At 54.1% G+C, this 16,254-nt stretch carries 9 protein-coding genes and 3 pseudogenes; 10 read left to right on the top strand and 2 right to left on the bottom strand.

Annotated features, from left to right (window positions below):
* The 5 genes and pseudogenes from JWF83_RS20735 to JWF83_RS20715 all read left to right on the top strand — a co-directional run bounded on the left by JWF83_RS20735 (position 1) and on the right by JWF83_RS20715 (position 12,765).
* Positions 1 to 11,202 carry a polymorphic toxin type 25 domain-containing protein gene (locus JWF83_RS20735; RefSeq protein ID WP_413652307.1) on the top strand — a complete coding sequence of 3,734 codons (11,202 nt, stop codon included), beginning with the start codon at positions 1 to 3 and terminating at the stop codon, positions 11,200 to 11,202.
* On the top strand, positions 11,189 to 11,650 hold the full coding sequence (locus JWF83_RS20730) for a hypothetical protein (RefSeq protein WP_413652305.1): 462 nt from the start codon (positions 11,189 to 11,191) through the stop codon (positions 11,648 to 11,650). The genes JWF83_RS20735 and JWF83_RS20730 overlap by 14 nt, the downstream gene beginning before the upstream one ends.
* A pseudogene (locus JWF83_RS20725) lies at positions 11,650 to 11,902 on the top strand (hemagglutinin); the annotation flags it as partial. The gene JWF83_RS20730 and the pseudogene JWF83_RS20725, both read left to right, overlap by 1 nt.
* Positions 11,903 to 12,210: 308 nt before the next feature.
* Positions 12,211 to 12,351, top strand: coding sequence for a polymorphic toxin type 33 domain-containing protein (locus tag JWF83_RS20720; protein WP_413652480.1), 141 nt, complete (start codon positions 12,211 to 12,213; stop codon positions 12,349 to 12,351).
* A gap of 9 nt (positions 12,352 to 12,360) precedes the next feature.
* Positions 12,361 to 12,765, top strand: a complete 405-nt coding sequence (locus tag JWF83_RS20715; protein WP_413652303.1) for a DUF4279 domain-containing protein — start codon at positions 12,361 to 12,363, stop codon at positions 12,763 to 12,765.
* Positions 12,766 to 12,820: 55 nt separating this feature from the next.
* On the opposite strand, the gene JWF83_RS20710 is transcribed toward JWF83_RS20715, so the two are convergent.
* Positions 12,821 to 13,156: a hypothetical protein gene (locus JWF83_RS20710; RefSeq protein WP_413652301.1), complete on the bottom strand. Its 336-nt coding sequence runs from the start codon at positions 13,154 to 13,156 to the stop codon at positions 12,821 to 12,823.
* The gene (locus JWF83_RS20705; RefSeq protein ID WP_413652299.1) at positions 13,153 to 13,377 is read right to left on the bottom strand and encodes a SymE family type I addiction module toxin; all 225 of its coding nucleotides are present in this window, start codon (positions 13,375 to 13,377) and stop codon (positions 13,153 to 13,155) included. The genes JWF83_RS20710 and JWF83_RS20705 overlap by 4 nt, the downstream gene beginning before the upstream one ends.
* 223 nt (positions 13,378 to 13,600) lie before the next feature.
* Between JWF83_RS20705 and JWF83_RS20700 the strand changes: the two are divergent.
* From JWF83_RS20700 to JWF83_RS20680, 5 genes and pseudogenes are all read left to right on the top strand, one after another.
* Positions 13,601 to 14,589: pseudogene (locus JWF83_RS20700) on the top strand (VENN motif pre-toxin domain-containing protein); the annotation flags it as partial.
* Entirely contained in the window at positions 14,586 to 14,909 is a 324-nt protein-coding gene (gene imm45, locus JWF83_RS20695) for an Imm45 family immunity protein (RefSeq protein WP_413652298.1), read from the top strand. The pseudogene JWF83_RS20700 and the gene imm45, both read left to right, overlap by 4 nt.
* Before the next feature lie 544 nt (positions 14,910 to 15,453).
* Positions 15,454 to 15,756: pseudogene (locus JWF83_RS20690) on the top strand (hemagglutinin); the annotation flags it as partial.
* Complete coding sequence (locus JWF83_RS20685) at positions 15,753 to 15,947, top strand: CPCC family cysteine-rich protein (protein ID WP_413652296.1); 195 nt, start codon at positions 15,753 to 15,755, stop codon at positions 15,945 to 15,947. The pseudogene JWF83_RS20690 and the gene JWF83_RS20685, both read left to right, overlap by 4 nt.
* 228 nt (positions 15,948 to 16,175) lie before the next feature.
* The coding region (locus JWF83_RS20680; protein WP_413652479.1) for an Rpn family recombination-promoting nuclease/putative transposase at positions 16,176 to 16,254 on the top strand (79 nt) is incomplete at its 3' end.

Below are 16,254 nucleotides of genomic sequence, written 5' to 3'. Positions count from 1 at the left end.
ATGGACGATCGTCAACCCGTTTCCCTCGCCCGTCGCGCGCTGAGCTATCTCATCTGTTATCTGGTGGCGGTGCAGCCGATGCTGCCCGCCATGGCGGCACAAATCACACCGGTGACGCCCGGTACGCAGATGGACGCCGCCGGAAACGGCGTACCGGTGGTCAACATCGCCACGCCCAACGCGGCAGGCGTCTCGCACAACCAGTACCAGCAGTACAACGTCGGACAGGAAGGGCTGATCCTCAACAACGCCACCGGACAGCTCAACCCGACGCAGCTCGGCGGCCTGATCCAGAACAACCCGAACCTGAAAGCCGGGCATGAGGCGCAGGCGATCATTAACGAGGTCACAGGTGCAAACCGCTCGCAGCTGCAGGGCTACACAGAAGTGGCGGGCAAAGCGGCCAACGTCATCGTGGCCAATCCGTACGGCATCACCTGTAACGGTTGCGGCTTTATCAACACCCCGAACGTCACGCTCACCACCGGGAAACCGCAGCTGGATGCGAACGGCAACCTGTCTTTCCTGGAGGTGACTAAGGGCTCGGTGACCGTCGAAGGCAAAGGGCTGGACGGCAGCAGCGCAGACGCGGTGTCGATCGTCGCGCGTGCCAGCGAGATCAACGCCGGGATCCACGCGAAGGATCTGTCGGTAACCGTGGGAGCCAACCGCGTGGGCGCGGACGGGTCGGTGACGCCAGTTGCCGGGGAAGGAACGGCGCTATCGGTGGCGATTGATACCGGCGCGCTGGGCGGCATGTACGCCAACCGGATTCACCTGGTGTCGAGCGAGAAGGGCGTGGGGGTGAATCTGGGTAACCTCGCCGCGAAGCAGGGGGGTATTCAGCTCAATACGAACGGCAGGCTGACGCTCAGTAACAGTCTGAGCAGCGGTGCGCTGACGGCTAATGGAACATCGGTTGCGCTAAATGGTGATAACAAAGCCACCGGGCAAATTAACGTCAGCGCACAGCAGGATGCCGCTCTGGGTAAAGGGACCCTGGTCAGCGATACCGGGATCGCCGTGACTGCGAAAGGCAATCTGACCACCAGCGGCACCAGCCTGACGGCGGGTCGTGACATCCGGCTGAATGGGGCCACCTTGTCAGCTGATCAATCAACCCGCGTCAACGCAGGCAGCAACATTCAGCTTCAGGCTCAGAACCAAATCAGTAACAGCGGCCAGTTTACCGCGGCTGAAAATCTTTCCGTTGATACCCGGCAGCTGAACAACAGCGGCGCTCTGGCAGCGAGTGCCATCAGCGTAAAAGCGGGTACGTTACAGAACGACAATGGCGCGAGCGTCGCCGCGACCCGCAACCTGACAACGGTGAGCGACAGACTTCTCAATCAGGGCGTACTCTCTGCACCGGTGCTGGATATCAGCAGCGTACAAACCGATAACAGCGGAATGTTGCAGGGTTCCAGTGCGTTCAGTTTCAGCGGCAGCCGCCTGAACAACCTTACCGGTGGCACCCTCAGTTCAAATAACGCCTTCTCACTGAATTTGCCGGATCTGAATAACAGCGGCCTTATCAGCAGCGGTGCAACACTCACGCTGGGTGGCCACAGCCTGACGAATTCGGGCGAGATCAACGCCGGCAATCTCACTGCGCTTAATGATGTGATCCTGAATAATGCGGGCGGCTCGCTGCTCGCCGGGCAGGCGTTGCAGCTGAATAACAAGGATCTGACCAACGGCGGAAAAATGGCCGCCGTCCGGCTCATCATCAACAGCAACGCGATCAACAACAGCGGCACGCTGCAGGCAAAACAGACTCTGCAGACAGAGAGCCAGCAGCTGACCAACCGCGGGACTGTACTGAGTGAGGGCCAGCTGACGCTGGATACCGGTGTGTTCAGCAACGCGGGTTCACTTCAGGGCGAGCAGCTGAATGTCAGGGCAGACAACTGGCTGAACAGCGGGAAGGTGCTGAGCCTGGCGGAAGGGGCGTTAACGGCAGGCAGCCTGAACAATACCGGCAGCATTTTCAGCCAGCAGACGCTGCAGCTCAGCAGCGGTGAAACCGACAACAACGGGCTGATTCAGGGGACGACTGGACTCAGTTTCAGCGGTCATCGCCTCACTAACCTGGCGAACGGCACCGTCAGCTCTGATAACAGTTTCGGACTCGATCTGCCGGAGCTGAACAACTTCGGGCTGATCTCCAGCGGTGCGGCCCTGGGCCTGAGCGGCGGCAGCCTGACCAACTCCGGAGAAATCAACGCTGCCGACATCATCGCAGACAATGACAGCCTCAACAATCAGCAGGGCGGCCTGCTGCTGGCGGATAACGCATTGCAGCTGAAAAACGGCAGTCTTTCCAATGCCGGGCAGATTGCCGCCAGCCAGCTTGATATTAACAGCATCACCGTGGACAACAGCGGCACGCTGCAGGGTAAACAGACGCTGCAGGCAGCAGGCCAGCTGCTGACGAACAGCGGAACCGTTCTCAGCGGCGGTCAGCTGAGGCTGAAGGAAGACAGGCTTGATAACAGCGGCCAGATGCAGGGCCAGCAGCTTAACCTCACAGCAGGCGACTGGCAGAACAGCGGTAATACGCTGAGTGCAGGCGATGCAACGCTTGCTGCCGGCACGCTCACCAACAGCGGCAAGATACTGGGCCAGCAGCATCTTGAGGTAAAAACGGGGAGTACCGACAACAGCGGCTGGCTGCTGGCGCAGGCGCTGACGCTGCAGGGCGATCTGGTCAACAGCGGGCTGATGCAGGGCTCCGATGCCCTGACGCTGCATGGCGATAAGCTCGTCAATCAGGGAAGTGGGCAGTTACTGACGGCAGGCAAGGCAGACGTGGAGGGCTCATCGCTGAACAACCTGGGCAGTGTCCAGGCAGAACAGCTCGACCTGAGGCTGGAAAACTGGCAGAACACCGGCAGCGTACGTGCCGGCAGTCAGCTCACTGCTGATGTCAGTGGCGCACTGGATAACAGCGGAAAGCTGATGAGCGAACAGGCAATGAATCTGTTCAGCAGCAGGCTCAGTAACGCCGGTACGCTGGCTGCAGACCGCCTGACCATCACGGCGCCGCTGCTGATTAACTCAGGTCTGCTTCAGGGCAACAGCGCGCTCACACTCAGCAGCACGGACATCACTAATACAGCCGCCGGTGAGCTGATTACCGGTGATTCGCTATCCCTTGTACCGGTCACGCTCACCAACGCCGGCCTCCTGCAGGTGGCGGGAGACCTGAGTCTGACCGGGCACAGTGTCAGCAACAGCGGCCGCATTACCGCAACCAATTTCAGCGCGGTACTGGATGGCTCACTGGACAACAGTGCGGACGGGCTGCTGCTGGCACAACAACAGGCAGATCTTCAGGTTAATACCCTGAACAACGCGGGTACCGTCGCCGCTCAGCAGGTAAAAACCACAGGCGTGAAGCTGCAGAACCAGGGCCTGCTACAGGGTGACGCGCTGCTGACCGCAGATTTTGACCAGTTCGATAACCTTCTCCACGGACAGCTTATCAGCAGTGGCGAACTCTCCCTTAAGGGAAGCACGGCCAGCAACGCAGGCGTGTGGCAGGGCAAAAACCTTGGCTATCACTTCACCTCACTGTCTACCAGCGGCACGATTAACGGCACCGGGTCCCTGAGCGGCATATCTGACACGCTGCTGAACAACAGCGGCAGTTTGCTGGCCGGTGGAAATGCCAGCGTGTCAGTTGGCAGCCTGACGAACAGCGGCAAGATAATGGCGGACAATCTCACGCTTCGTGGCAATTCGCTGAGCAACCGCGGGCTGTTGCAGGGCACGACGACGCTTGATGCGCAGGCGTCTGACCATCTGATTCAGTCCGCTGACGGTCAGGCCCTGACCGGGGGAAGCCTGTTGCTGAATGCGGACACGCTGGAGACCTCTGGCACGCTGCAGGGTGAGAGCGCGTATATCAGCGCGGGAAGCTGGCAGCATCAGGGCTCACTGCTGAGCAGCACAGACCTGAATGCATCGGTCAGTGAAGAGCTGAATAATCAGGGGGAACTGCTGTCTCAGGGCGCGGCGCAGATTTACGCGCAGAATCTGGATAACAGCGGAACGATGCTGGCTGAAAAAGACATCACGCTCAGCGGCAGTTCGCTCAATAACAGCGGTACGATACAGGGTAATACGCTGGCCATTACCCCCGCCAGCGTGACCAATCAGGGCTCGCTGATCGGATTACAGTCGCTGACGTTAGGACCCGCCGCAACCGTTCATATTTTCCGTACGCTGGCAGCACAGACTCAGTCCTCACGCGTTCTCACCAATAATGCCGGCGGGCAGCTGCTGACCCAGGGAATGTTAAGCATTACCGGCGACAACGTCACTAACAACGGTGCCTGGCAGGGGCAGCAGATCCTGCTGAATGCAGTCAGTCTCACTAATGCAGGTGCGATCCAGAGCGCAGAGGGTCTGCAACTTAACCTCAGCGATACGCTCACCTCCTCCGCGGGCAGCAAAATCACCGCCAACGGCATCGCCGCGCTTAATGCGCTCAGTTTCAGCAATCAGGGGCAGTGGATCGCGAAGAATCTGACGTTGCAGGGCACTTCACTGAACAACAACGGGGAAATATCCGGCGTTGAAGGCCTTACGGTCACGATGAATGGCGGGCTGACGCAGCAGCAGAACGGCGCGCTGCTGAGCGGCGGTAAGCTGGAGATGCACGCAGCCTCCGTCAACAACGCCGGTCGCGCACAGGGGAAAGATCTGACTCTGACCAGCGGCGCCGTGACTAACAGTGGCCGACTGCAGGGCGACAGCAGCCTGCTGCTGAATGCCGGCGGACGGCTGACCAATAGCGCCAGCGGTACATTACTCAGTCAGAACAGCCTGACGCTGACCACGCCCGAAATCTACAACTATGGCCTCATTCAGGGCGCGACCAGCATCATTGCCGCAACTGGCACAGCAAACAACAGCGGGAAAATCCTTTCATCTGCGGATTTGACGCTGACCGCGCCGCAATTCATCAACAGCGGCTGGCTGCAGGCGTCACAGTTGATGCTTAACGCCTCAAACGCCAGCAACAACGGCACGCTGATGGCCGATCAGCAGGGTACATTAACCGGCACGCAGATGCAGAATCAGGGCACTGCGCAGGGAGGCACACTGTCAGTGAACTATGCGCAACTGACCAATGCCGGCACAGTGCTGGGCGTGAATCAGTTGAATGTTAAAGCCACGAACGTGACGCAGCAGGCAGCAGGTAAGCTTTTCAGCGGTGGAAATCTGCTGCTGGAAAGTACCGGTTTCGATCAGCTTGGTCAGGTGGTTGCTCTCGGCAACGCCACGCTGAATCTGAACAATGGTTTTACTGCCCGCAATACGCTGGCAGCGGGTAATCGCCTCACCATCAGCAGCAATGGTGCGGTTGACAATCAGGGCACATTGCAGGGGCAGTCGCTGACGCTGAGCGCAGGCGGCGAGCTGACAAACAGCGGCCAGATCACTACAGGAAACGGCGACAGCAGCCTGAGCGGCAACCGCATCAGTATGAATGGTTCGGGTACCCTGCAGGGTGGAGGTAACGTCACGCTGAACAGCCGAAGTGATGTTGCGCTCAACGGTTTCACCGGTACGCGCGGCAATCTCACTATCAGCTCGCCAGGCAGTATTGTGAATGCGGCCCTGCTGTATGCCGGGCAGAATTTGTATCTTTACGCCAACAGCATCCGCAACGAGCGGAGTGACATACTGGCGGGTAACGGCCTGTGGATGCAGCGAGATGCGGCAGGTAATGCTAACCGTGAGGTGATTAACACGTCCGGCACTATTGAGTCGCGGAACGGCGATATCACGATAAAAACCGGTCACCTGCTGAACACGCGGAATGAGCTAAGCACCAGTGAGCAGGTCACTCAACTCGCAGTGCCGGCATGGGCGTCGGAGACTAACGTCAGTATCCCGCTCTCATGGTTTTCCCCGGATGAATACGGGCTTTACACCAGCAAATCCGAACAGCATCACGGGCATAACGATGACTGGGATACTTACACCGGCAGCTACGCCCCTTATCCCGAAGCTGATGTACAGAAGATTGCGTATCAGACAATTTCTGTCACTGCACATGCTAATGGCAGCGCGGGGCGTATCGCTGCGGGCAGTAATCTGACAGTGCAAGCCACTCAGCTCGATAATTTTGCCTCGAACATGCTTGCCAGAAATAATATCTCGCTTACGGGCAGCACCCTGAATAACAAAAGCTGGACGGATGGCATTACCACGGTCTATCAGATCTACCGTTATGGTGTTGGCGTCGCTAACCCTGCCAGACCTTCTGAAGCCCAGCATTCCTATGATTCAATCACTTCAAGTTCCATTGCCTATACGCTGGATGGCAGCCCGGTTTATGAAACCACCGGAAGCGGCAATGTTTACCGCAGCGTTATTCAGGCAGGTAACAATATTGATGCAGCCTTTAGCCAGAACATCAGTAATACCTCTAGTGACCCGCACGTCAGTGGAACGATCAACACGTTAGCGACACCCGGATTAACACATCTCAGCCAGCAGTCAATCAGCGGTAGCGTACAGAAACAATCTCTCAGTTCGGCCGAAACAGTCGCTGTTAATTCACCTGCGTGGAAAGACCTGGTACAGAGTGCACTTCAGAACATTACTGGCGGAAGTGAACTGGAGACTAACAGTGGCAATACTGTTTCCCTGACCCAAAACGCTGTTGATCAGAAAGGCAATACCAGCCTCGGCACCTCTGGCGCACTCAAAGATGCCAGCGCGTCCCTTGCAGGTTCAGCACTGAAGCCATATCAGGTAACAAACGTTGATAGCAGTGCGTACCCGGTGCCTGCCAGCGACAATGGTTATTTTGTTGTTTCAACCAGTCCCTCCAGCCCTTATCTCATTACGGTTAATCCGAAACTGAATGGTCTTGGCCAGCTGGATACCCGCTTATTCGGCGATCTTAATACGTTACTAGGTAAGCAACCCGGTAACGCGTTGCAGGAAACCCGCCAGCAATATACTGACGCGAATACGTTCCTGGGCTCTTCTTACCTGCTCGACAGACTGAATCTCAAACCGGACAGTGACTATCGTTTTCTGGGCGATGCCGCGTTTGATACCCGGTATGTCAGTAATGTGGTACTAAACCAGACCGGAAGCCAGTATCTGAATGGTGTGGGTTCCGATCTGGACCAGATGCGTTACCTGATGGATAACGCCGCAGCGTCACAGCAGTCTTTAGGCCTGCAGTTTGGCGTGTCCCTGACAGCGGAGCAGGTTGCCTCACTGGACAAGAGCATTATCTGGTGGGAAGCCACCTCGGTGAATGGCCAGACGGTGATGATACCGAAAGTGTACCTTTCCGAAAAAGATGCGGCAATGAACAACGGCAGCGTGATTGCCGGGAACAACGTTACGCTCTCTGGCGGTAACATCACCAACAGTGCCAGCAGCATTGTGGCGCAGAATACTGTCAGCGCAGACAGCCAGAACAATATCGACAACCTCAACACCGGTCTGATCAAAGCCGGGGGGGAATTGCAGCTTGTCGCGCTGAATAACATCAACAACGTCAGTTCGACTATTAGCGGCAAAAAAGTGGCGCTGGAAAGCGTCAGTGGTGACATCAATAACACTACAGTAAGTTCACAGTGGACGATCGGTGACAGCGGAGCGGTGCAGGTGAGCAAGACGCTGACTGGCAAGACGGCGGCGATTACGTCACTGGATGCGCTTAGTCTGAAGTCCGGCAACGATATCAACATCACCGACGCCTCACTGCATGCGGGCGGCGATCTGCTGCTCAACGCCTTGCACGACCTCAGCCTCAACAATATTGCCACCAGCGAAAGCCGCAAAATTGGTAACAAGGAAACCCATAGCTCAGGTGCTGAACGCACAACAGTTTCCAGTGGCGGCAACCTGACGCTGATAGCCGGGCAGGATATCACCAGCCAGGCGGCAGCGCTGGCAGCCGAGGGCGATATCGGACTGCAGGCGGGGCGTGATATTAACCTGAACGCCGCAGAATCGGGCTCCGGCAACAGCGAACGCGGCAGCAAGAAAACGGTAATTAACGAAACCGTTCGACAGCAGGGCACTGAGATTGTCAGCGGCGGCAGCACTACGCTGCTGGCGGATCATGACATCACCAGCCAGGAGGCTACGCTGACCGCCAATAAAGATCTGGCACTGCAGGCGGGTCATGACGTCAACATCACCACTGCGACAGAGAGTGATTACGCCTACAGGGAAGAGACGAAAACCAGTAAAGGGCTGTTCAGCAAGAAAACCACCCACACCGTCAGCGAAGACAGCTCCACTTCAGAAAAGGCTTCCAGCCTGAGCGGCGACCACGTTTCGATTGTGGCAGGCCACGACCTGACAGTGAAGGGTTCCTCGGTCGTCGGCGAAAGCGACGTCGGCCTGAAAGCGGGCAACGATCTCACCATCACTGCCGCCACCGAAACCCAGACCAGCTATCGCCTGAGCGAGACCAAAAAAAGCGGTATGTTCAGCGGCGGCGGCATTGGCGTGACCTTCGGTAGCGCGTCGTCGAAACAGGAACTGAAACAGGACGGCACAACAGAAAGCCAGAGCGCCAGCACCATCGGCAGCACTGGCGGGAACGTGACGCTGATTGCGGGACATGACGCACACATAGCGGGTTCGGATGTGATTGCGAAGCAGGATATCAGTCTGGCCGGCGGGTCGGTCACTATCGATCCGGGCAACGACACCCTGACGCGCCGTCAGATTTTTGAGCAAACGCAGAGCGGCCTGACGCTGCAGCTGACCAGCCCGATCACCGACGCGCTACTGAGTCTGGGCTCCCAGGCTAAAGCCGCCAGTGAGGCGGGAGACGATCGTCTTAAGGCGCTGGGTGCGGTGAAGGCGCTGGAAAGCGGCTGGGCGATGTCCGGAACGGCCGGGCAATCGGCGACAGCGCTGGCGAATGGGGATATGAATAATGCCGGCATCAAAATTTCGCTCAGCGTGGGAGCCAGTAAAAGCAAATCGTCATCGGAATATAGCAGTAACACCGTCAGTGGCAGCTCGCTCAGCGGCGGCGGCAATGTCGCTTTGGTGGCGACCGGCGCGAATGGGACCACCGGCGATCTTACACTGGCAGGTAGTGGCATCACCGGTAACAACGTCACTCTCGCTGCCGCACATGACCTGATCCTGGTTGCCGGCAGCAACAACACCGAGCAGAAAAGCAGCAACAAATCTTCAGGCTGGAGCGCCGGCATGCACGTAGCCATTGGCCAGAACACCGGCATCGGCGTACAAGCCAGCGGCTACATGGCCAGCGGCTCGGAGAATGGCAGCAGCACCGAATACGTGAACAGCCGCGTCAATGCCAAAGACAACCTGACGCTGAGCAGCGACAACGACATGCTGCTGTCTGGTGCACAGGCGCTGGGTAACAGCATCAGCGTTAATGCGGGCAACAACCTGATACTGACCAGCCTGCAGGACACCGACAGTTATCACAGCCAGCAGCAGAGCGCCAGCGGCGGCTTCAGCTTTACCTTTGGCTCGATGACGGGCTCATTCGGGCTAAGTCTGAGTAAAAGTAAGGTAAAAAGCGAATACGCCAGCGTTGGTGACCAGAGTGGCCTGTTTGCGGGTGACGGTGGCTATGATATCTTCGTCGGTAACCATACGCAGCTAAATGGCGCAGTGATTGCCTCAACAGCAGATGCTGCGAACAACAAACTGTCTACTGGCACGCTTGGGTGGGACAACATAGATAATCACGCCGAATACAGTGCAAGCAGCACGTCTGTTGGTCTCAATTTGAGTTCGTCAGGGCAGCAGTTTGCGGGCGGCGCACTCCCAGCGGTGGTAAACATGCATGAAAGTGCGTCCGGCACCACGCGCTCGGCGGTGGCTGACGGGACGATTACCGTTCGTGACGTGCGGAATCAGACGCAGGACGTAGCTGATCTGAGCCGGGATACCGAAAACGCCAATGGCAGCATCGGCAAAATTTTCGACAAAGAGAAAGTTGCCAACCAGATGGCGTTTGCGCAGGGCGTGCAGGAGCTGGCCGGAAGAGTTGTCGGCGACGTGAAAGCTTACAAACTGGATGCGGCGGAAAAAGAAACCTCTGACCGTCTGCTTAAGGAGCACCCTGAATACGCAAACCTTTCGAAAGATGAATTTAATGCGCGTGTTCAGAACGATCCTGCCTACAAAGCAGTGGCGGATTTGTGGGGCACGGGCGGTACCTATTCGATGGTCGCTACCGCCGTGGCGGGCGCACTGGGCGGCCTAAGCGCGAATAATCTTGGCGCAGCAGCGGGCGGGGCGATGGCACCGTATATTGCCAACGCCATCAAGCAGGCCACGACGTCGTATGATGCACAAGGTAATCCGCAAACTAACCTGCTGGCTAACACTATGGCACACGCCGTAGCAGGTGCAGTTCTGGCACAGATATCGGGTAACAGTGCCGCAGGGGGGGCCGCAGGTGCAGCGGGCGGTGAGCTGGCAGCGCGGGCGATTGTGGCCGTGATGTACCCCGACACTAAAATCAGCGATCTGACGGAAACCCAGAAGCAAATGGTCAGCACGCTGAGCCAGCTGGCGGCAGGGCTGGCAGGCGGAATTGCGACGGATTCGACTGTGGGGATTGGTGCTGGTGCTGGAGCTGGAAAGAATGCGGTGGAGAATAATGCGCTCAGTGATGGCTGGAACAATATCCTGCCATCAGGAACACAGGATTACGGGCAGGCCGTAGCCTCGTGGAATCAGTATGCCCTGGACAATAATCTGACACCTGAGCAGGTTCAAGAAGGGATGAATCGTATAGCTATTGGCGAAGGGCCTTCATGGGGGACAGAATATAAGGTTAAACCTAATGGAAAAATTGAAGTTTCAGGTGGCGTAGGGCTTGCTCTGAAAGGAGAAGTTGAGGTTAATAATGATTACTTCTCTATTTCTACAGGATACACCAAAGAGTTTGGTGTTAAGGCCGGAGCTTCTTTCGGTATTGATTTTGGTCCATATTTTCCTGGATTGTTTGGCGACTTAAATCGTGATCACTCAACTAGTATCGGTTTTGGTCCCGGTTCTGTAGGAATGTCTGGCGGAAAAGATGGTATTGGTTTTTCCTTCTCTGTTGGACCAAGTATTGGTTTTACAGGTTCTACCACTGGTTCTCATGATGAAAAAATAGATCTGAACGGCGACTCCACTAAGGAAATATACCACTATGATTTCAAATGATATTATTCTTAATGCATCATCCTTCATGTTGCTATTGTTGTTGTTGTTGTGGGGAGTGTGTTTTTTTATTTTTGTTTATAGAAATCTTGGCGGCACTAAGTTAGGTAAGGATTCTTTACTCTATTTTAATTATATGTTTTTTAAGCGCGATATTTTATCAAGCTGCGCATTGATTTTTCTTGTCCTTGGGTATGTGGCGGCGGCGATCGCTGAATATCGAAGGGGGTTAGATAATTTATCATTAATATCTAATTTGTCCGGAGGAATGTCATTTTTTCTCTTTGCACTATATGGGAAATATTTTTACCAAGGGTTAATTGATAATGAAAAACCATTTTTTTTTATTAAGGTTTTTTTGACAAAATTAGACCTATCCTTGGGTTCGATTTTTCTTTGGCTATCAAGACTGGCGTATGTAACATGGTTAATTATTTTCATTAGCAATTAAATAGCGTGGAGAATAACTTCCTGAAGGTTGTTGCGGAAGGTTGTGCCATCGCTGCCCCATGTCGTAGCAAGGTTGCAGAGCAACTGCTGGAGATCGGAGCAAAAGCAGGTATCGCCGGGTTGGCAGGTGCCGCAATCAAGGATATTGCGGACAAGATGACCTCCGATGAACTGGATCACCTTGTTACCCTGAAAATGATGGGCAACGACGAGATCACCGGAAAATATCTCAGTTCGCTTCAGAATAAATATGCTCCTTCGCATACCGGGGGTGACCAGATAGCTGGGGGAGGCCCAACCAACACGGGCGGAAAAAAATTACCAGAGCAGGGTGTAAATCATACAGGTAACAATAATGGTCAGACCGATGCAGGGCCAAATAATACTGGTGGAAATCAAACTGTAGACCAGTCGTCAAACAACACGGGTAATACCGAAGCCGTACCCGACTTGCCAAATAATATGACAAGTGATGGGCATGATAATGGGGCGGAAAAGCCATCTAATATAAAAGTTGCTGATGATAAGTTCCTGAAAAATAATGGTGTGGATGCTCATTAAATCAAAAAGGATTTCCTCGGTGCTAAAGCAGAGATAAAGCTTTATGACATTTATGTTGATAAAGACAATGGGCAGTTGTGGATTTTCAGAAAAGGTGAGAAAGGTGAAAGAATCCCGACTGGCGAATTTATTAATAAGTAGGGCCGTTACATGGATAAAACAACAGTAAAAGCAGAGTTTTATATTTGTGGCGATGTCTTTGATCCCAATGAGATAACTGCTTTGCTACAGATAGAACCTATGGAGGTTCATCTCAAAGGTGTCATTAGCGGAACGAGGAAAAGGCCGAGTACAGAGACTAGCTGGTCAATCTGTACAGAGAAGGAAGAATCCTATGATGTAGATGAGCAAACAAGAAAGTTGTTGTCTTTATTAAAATGTAAAGTTGATGTTTTGGAAGAAATAAAAGAGAAATATAGTGTTACGTTCATTTTTTCTCTTTTAATAGAAATAGAGAATGGGGAGAAACCATCCATCTATTGGTCAGCAGAAACGAATCGGTTTTTGGGTAGCATTGGGGCTGAAAGTTCTATTGATTTATATATCTATAGTTAAAGCGAACATAAATTACTCATGTTTAATCCCGGCCAACTGGCCGGGATTTTTGTTTTTACGCTTTGAAAACTTCCACTTCTCGCCGCTGCAACCGGAGCACACCGGGCGCAATGATGAGTTCCAGTTGTTCCGCACCGGCAATGTCGGACTCGGTGAGCCAGTCGCCGCCGATAATCACCTCGCCGTTCTCCCGTACCCAATCCGCCCCCAAATCTTGGCTGGCTTCGTACAGCGCTTCCCAGGTGGCTTCATCGGTGACGACAGTGATCCAGAGCCGGTGATGCTGTAGCGTCAGTTGCAGCGGCGTGCCGGTGGTAAATCCCAATGCGGCAAACGCGCCGCCTGTCAGTGTCAGTTCCGTGATCGGTTGAGGGGTAAAGGTGATGTTCATACGTTCCCCTCCGTGGCGGGCGTGGTGCGGATAATCAGTTGGCCGTGTTCGGCGGTAATGCTCACCGGTTGGCCTTTGGTAAACCCCAACGCTTCCAGCCAACGGCCCTTGATGGTCAGTTGCGGCAGCGGGTTCGGCCTGCCGCCGTTGGTGCGGTAACCTACAATGCTTTTACGCGCTTGGGGTGCGGCGGGCTGTGACGTAGAATCTGCCCTAGCCATGGTAACTACCTCGTATAGTTGCTTGTGGTGAGCGGGTTGTCGGTGTTCCACCACCTTCAACCCGCGCTAAAAAACCTGTCTGTTAACTGCCCGTCTCCTGCTGCAGTGCCTGTGCGATCACCGCATCCAGCATCTCTGCCACCATCTTCTGCCGGACCTTCGGCAGTTGGCTGATCACCTCAATCTGCTGTTCCAGCCGGGATGCCGGGCCGCGCTTGCGCGGGTTGGTGGCGCGGCGGGCGGCCTGAAGGCCGGGTTGCTCAGCTACGATTACGATAATGCGCTCAGTCATTTGCTTTACGGCAAGGATGCATCGGAATTGTCAGCTGATGACAAGATGCTGATTGCGAATATTGTTACATTGGCGGGAGCAGCTGCCGGCGGCGCGATTGATGGCAGCGCTGGAGTGGGTAGCGGGGGGGCTGCGGGCAGGACGGAGGTGGAGAATAACTCGCTGAGCGGTGATAAAGCTCGCGAAACGGTGAAACAGGCCGCTGAGTCCCTGAAAAATCAGGTCAGAGCTAAACTGGGTGAAGGTACAACGTCGTCAATCGCCAATGCCATCATTAACGGCCTTGCGGATACCGGCGATGCGGCATTAGGCAGCGCGGATTACGCAGCGGATGCGGCAATGGCGCTGGCTTCATGCGCTACTGGTGACAGTTACTGCGGCACGGCTCTTAATGACCTGTCCGGGAAGAATCAGGCAGTAGCGGACAGCGTGAAAGCGCTGATGAACAGTGACACCTGGTCGGCGGTAGCTGATACCATCAAACAGGCGTCTGAAGGCAATCAGGCGGCACTGGAAGCCACGGGCGGGATGCTGGCCGGTATTCTGCTGCCGGGTAAGAATGTGTCTGGGGTTGTTAAGGCAGTTGACTCGACCCTCAAGATTGCAACAGGGCAAGCCGTTGGAGCCTTTGAGAAAAGCTTGGCTAACCTTCCTCCAGGAGAGCGTGTAGCCATCGTAAAACAGACAGCCCCGAAGGTAGCCGAAGAGAACGGTATGATTAAGGATAATCAGCTAACTAAAAAGAATGGGGTCGTGATGTGTATCGTGGACAGGACGGAAACCTTTATGCTCTCGATACGCAGCATGGACGATTTGAGGTTGTCAGCCCGAAAGGTAAGCATCTTGGTGAAGTTGATTTTTCTATGCAAGTAAGAAAGCCTGCCGATCCATCTGGTGGCCATAATTTGAAGGTGAAATGATGAAGCTGATTGATTACAAAGAAAAGTTTGTATCGAGAGGAGCGATTTTTAGGTTGCCTGCGACTTGGCCGTATGAAGCATGGGTTGATTTTATGTTATTTGAAACTCAAGAAGACGAACGTCCATATGGTCTAATCGTTTCGTCTGGGTATAAAGCAGGACTATTTTTAGTAAAGTTACCCATTGAAAGTATTTCAGATGAAGGCCATGGATTAAGCACAGAATGGGTTATCAATAACTGGGCAAAATGGATTTATCCAGAGTGTAATGTTGAAGATGTTCATATCCTTGACGAATATGTAGCCATCCCTATTGATTAAACTAAATTCCAGCTATCACAGCTGGGACTTTGCCTAATAGATCCCGGCTCGCACCGGGATCGTCGTTTTTATGATGTGGCGGTTGCAGGCGGTAAAGTCACGGCGGGGCGGTAGCGTGCCGGGGGCTAAAAACGCGTATCGGGGTCTCGGAGTCTGGGTATCGAAATGCATCAGGAAATCTGGCTGTAACTGGCTGACTGTCCAGGGAAAGTGGTGTTCGACGGCTGGCTTCGCAACGGAAAAAGTTGTTGTTGAGAATAATGCGCTGTGCAGCACGTTAACGTGCCTGAGTAACCCGCTTGATATGAGCAAGCCGGTGATGGGCGGTGCAGGGATGGCTGCGGCGGGAGCCGGTGCAGCGGCAGGAGCCGCCATCGCAGATGCGCTTAACGGGGATAAAGACGGTGAGTCAGCCCCGAATGTGGGTGCAAATCTGAGTGATGAAGAGAAAGCGGAGCTGGGCGGGAGTGGTTCAGGAACGCCAGGGGGCTGGGGACCGGAGGATGAAGAGAATGGGCGTAGTAATGATGCTCAGACCAGTGGAAAAGATAAAGATACTCAAATTTGGACGGAAACCAAAAATGACGATCCTGTCTCAAACGCTTATGGGCATTGGGATAAACATAAAGCAGAGTTCCCGGAGTTACAGAACTCAAAGCAATATGTTGATGCAACTCATGACTTTGTGAATAATCCTCCAGAAGGAACGTTAACAAAAACTCGCCCTAATGGGGATACATTGTACTACAACCCTGAAACAAACACTTTTGCCTCTAAGGATGTTAACGGAGTGCCGAGAACGATGTTTAGACCCACAAAGGGAATGGAGTATTGGAATAAGCAATGACAGAAAACGAATATTATCCTTGTCCATGTTGTGGCAAAGAAACTATAAGCGAGCTTGGATGTTATGAGATTTGCCCTGTTTGTGGTTGGGAGGATGATCCTGTTCAATCATCGGACCCCAACTTCTCTGGAGGAGCAAATAATTTGAGTCTCGCTGAAGCTCAAAAAGATTTTTTACTGAGATCTCAATAAACATATAAATCCCGGCCATTGAGCCGGGATTACTTTTTTATCAGTCAGTTACCCTTCAGTTGCCAGCCGGATTGTAAGTACCCCGCACGGTAGTGCCATTCACTTGTGTACAGTAGATTTAACGGACTTCCAGGTGGGTGTCCGGACTGAATAAATTGATCATATTTTAATCTCCGGCCGAAAGTGATAGAGTCCGCGCATGTCAACCCGGATGACAGGAGCCACGGAATGGGGACCACTTCCACACCGCATGATGCGGTATTCAAACAGTTTCTCACTTCCCCTGACACCGCCAGGGATTTCCTGC

The sequence above is a fragment of the Pantoea sp. B65 genome (genome assembly GCF_047308185.1).
Classification (GTDB): Bacteria; Pseudomonadota; Gammaproteobacteria; order Enterobacterales; family Enterobacteriaceae; genus Erwinia.
This window is presented reverse-complemented; position numbering and strand designations above follow the sequence as displayed.

Bases quoted from the DNA above. Each gene is read 5' to 3' on its own strand.
- JWF83_RS20735 (WP_413652307.1), top strand. From the start codon at position 1: ATGGACGATCGTCAACCCGTTTCCCTCGCCCGTCGCGCGCTGAGCTAT.
- imm45 (WP_413652298.1), top strand. From the start codon at position 14,586: ATGATGAAGCTGATTGATTACAAAGAAAAGTTTGTATCGAGAGGAGCG.
- JWF83_RS20705 (WP_413652299.1), bottom strand. From the start codon at position 13,377: ATGGCTAGGGCAGATTCTACGTCACAGCCCGCCGCACCCCAAGCGCGT.
- JWF83_RS20685 (WP_413652296.1), top strand. From the start codon at position 15,753: ATGACAGAAAACGAATATTATCCTTGTCCATGTTGTGGCAAAGAAACT.
- JWF83_RS20730 (WP_413652305.1), top strand. From the start codon at position 11,189: ATGATTTCAAATGATATTATTCTTAATGCATCATCCTTCATGTTGCTA.
- JWF83_RS20710 (WP_413652301.1), bottom strand. From the start codon at position 13,156: ATGAACATCACCTTTACCCCTCAACCGATCACGGAACTGACACTGACA.
- JWF83_RS20715 (WP_413652303.1), top strand. From the start codon at position 12,361: ATGGATAAAACAACAGTAAAAGCAGAGTTTTATATTTGTGGCGATGTC.